At 51.1% G+C, this 2,941-nt stretch carries 2 protein-coding genes; both read right to left on the bottom strand.

From position 1 onward, the window contains the following. Nucleotides 1-3: 3 nt before the first annotated feature. Nucleotides 4-1,941: an LTA synthase family protein gene (locus FHL16_RS33595; RefSeq protein ID WP_017340955.1), complete on the bottom strand. Its 1,938-nt coding sequence runs from the start codon at nucleotides 1,939-1,941 to the stop codon at nucleotides 4-6. Between the two features lie 615 nt (nucleotides 1,942-2,556). Continuing rightward, complete coding sequence (locus FHL16_RS33600; RefSeq protein WP_017340956.1) at nucleotides 2,557-2,739, bottom strand: DUF3606 domain-containing protein; 183 nt, start codon at nucleotides 2,737-2,739, stop codon at nucleotides 2,557-2,559. Nucleotides 2,740-2,941: the final 202 nt, after the last annotated feature.

Raw genomic sequence — 2,941 nt, forward strand, 5'->3', positions numbered from 1 at the left:
GAGTTATTGCTTAGAAGTGTTTGCGCTGCCGGCCCAGTTCAATAAGCGATGGGTGAAACCATAGCTCGCAGCCTGGTAATAGGTAATCGCACGTGCCACTAGAGGGTCGTCGAACTGAACCGTCACTTCATGGCTTGCGCCCAGGGCGTCATCGTGGCGTCGCAACATTGCTCGTGGGCTGAGAATAGCCAGATCCTTACCATCGAACAGACCAAGATGCTGGTAATTGCCTACCAACACGCGGGGTGGCAAGGTAGAAGGCAGAAGCAAGTTACGACCGAAGAATGTCGACTCGTAGTTAAGTTTCAGCAGCCCGAGCAGGGTTGGAGCCAGGTCAATCTGACTGGCCAGTTGACTTTCTTCACGCGCCGGAATGAGCTTTGGCGCATAGATGAACAAAGGGATTTGGTAGTTACGAATCGGAAGATCTTCCTTACCCGCGCTACCAGCGGTGTGGTCAGCGACAAAGACGAAGATAGTGTCGTCGAACCAGGCTTTCTTTCGGGCTGCTTCAAGAAACTTGCCGATTGCATAGTCGGTGTATTTCACAGCGCCGTCACGACCGTCACCGGATGCAATATCTATCCTGCCTTCAGGATAAGTGTATGGACGATGATTGGAAGTGGTCATCAGTTGCAGCAGGAACGGTTTTTGGTTGGCAAAATTCTCGTCTGCCAGCTTCAGCGTTTGCTGGTAGAGGTCTTCATCAGACATACCCCAGGCATTTTTGAACTGGATCTCAGCTTCATCGACACTGCTTTGATCGACGACCCGATAACCATTTCCGCTGAAGAACGCATTCATGTTGTCAAAGTAGCCACGGCCGCCATACACAAACACGCTGTCGTAACCGACGTGATTCAGCTGTTGGCCCAGGCTGGCGAAACCACTTTCACGGCCAACCCGTTTGACAATAGAGCGTCCCGGCGTCGGCGGGATAGACAACGTAATAGCCTCCAAGCCGCGATCCGTCCTGGTGCCAGTGGCATAGAAGTTGTTGAAGTACAGACTCTCTTTACGCAGTTGATCGAGGTTGGGCGTCAGGTTACCGGGGTCCCCATTGCTGCCCATGTACTTGGCGCTGAAGCTTTCGATAGTCACCAAAATAATATTATGTCGCTGGGTCTTATCGTTCTGGGTCACGATTCGACGGACATCGAGCGAATCCTTACCGATGAACTGCACATCGCCTTCCGCCAACTCTTGGTGAATGTTCTTGCCAACTACGTCATTCGGCAAGGTGCCGTAGAACTGATCGTAGTCCAGCTCGTTATTGCGAAATGCGGCAAAGAACTGGTAGGGACCATTGCTGGCCAGCTCATGCTGATAGGTGTTGCCGCCCTTGCCACGTGGAGTGTCTTGGTCAACGACCAACAGAACGACAGCACTCAAAGCGAAAATCACTGCGATACTCAGGAAGCGCTGGCGCCAGGAAGGCAACGGCGCACCAATCACCCGCTGCAGAGGTTTGTGCAGAGCAATACAAATGACAACCGCGATCACCGCCAGTCCGCTAAGCAATTTGCCGATTGGGTAGGACTCCAGAATGTTGTTCAACACCTCGTCGGAGTACACCAGATAATCCACGGCAATAAAATTGAAGCGTACGCCGAACTCGTCCCAAAACAGCCACTCAGCCACGGCAGTAAATAGCATGACGAAAACGCTGAGCGTCAATAGCCCCTGTAAAAACCAGCGATGCCCACGTGAACGCCACAGCGACGGCGGGCACAGCAGCACATACAGGCTAATGGGTAGTGCGGCGTATAGTAAAAAGCTCAGGTCGTATAAAACACCGATACCAAAGATCGACGCAAATGCAGTACCCGCCTCTGAAAGGTGAGTGGCGAGTAACACCAGGCGGGTGAGGAAAAAAATCACTAGCCAAAGGCCGGTAATCATCAGTAGGAAACGCAGCGGGGCGGAAGCGGGCAAACGCATTAAAAACTCCTTGTTGTGCTCCCCTCCAGAGTGGAAATTGTTGTGCCGATGGATCGGCAAGTCATAAGCATCAGGACATTCCTGTCTCCGAATGCACTGAGTTACGACTCATTGGAGGGGAATTGAACCTATCCGATGTATCAGCAAAATTTCGTGAAAGCGGATTGCTGCTCTCACGTGCAATCAGGTGGTGTAATGAGCGAATGACTGCTCTTGGCCGAGGCTGTGTAAAAACGATTTAGTGCAGTGTTGAGATACAGAACCAGAACAAAAATCGCGTTCCTACGCAAAATTCAGATCTGCTGATCAACCAAGGACACTCAGAATTTACGTAGCAACGCAGACTTTAAAACGGTGTCTGCGTTTTTACACAGCTTGGGCCGAAAGCTGTCGGTCGAAAATTTCCGCCTTCGGCCGAGGCTGTGTGAAAACGTTTTTCAGCGCGACAGGTACTAAAAAACGGACTGCAAATAGCGCTTCTACGCGAAATCAACATCTGCTGACGGGCCGATAAATTTCAGATTTAACGTAGAAGCGCACACTTCAATTTTGGAGAAGCGTTTTTACACACTCTGGGCCAAAAGCGGAGTTTCGGATTGGCGTATTGCTGCAGCATCAGCACATTATAAGTGCAAGATGTCGCTCGACTGCAGCTAGAGAATCACCTGCCTCTTTGACAGCTAATCGGATCTCATCTCTCGAGCAACCAAACTTCTTAGCCCAGTACTTGAGCTCCGTGCTATCCGTGACATTGATTATTATTGCGTTGTTGCCGCTGGTATCTTTTGGCTTTTTCATCAGGCTCTCCTTTGCGCGGTGATGATCTGGATCAAGGTTAGTCGGTTCCAACAGATCTTGCCTAGTTTCTCAGTTGCGCACACTGCTGGAACCTACCTAGGTAGCAATGTTCACCCGGCCGCGCTGGCGTACAAAGCCGAAGCTGGTGCATCGCTCAGAGAATCACTGATGAGGACGCTGCCTGACAGACAGCTATTGACCG

The sequence above is a fragment of the Pseudomonas sp. FSL W5-0299 genome, from assembly GCF_005930655.1.
Lineage (GTDB): Bacteria > Pseudomonadota > Gammaproteobacteria > Pseudomonadales > Pseudomonadaceae > Aquipseudomonas > Aquipseudomonas mandelii.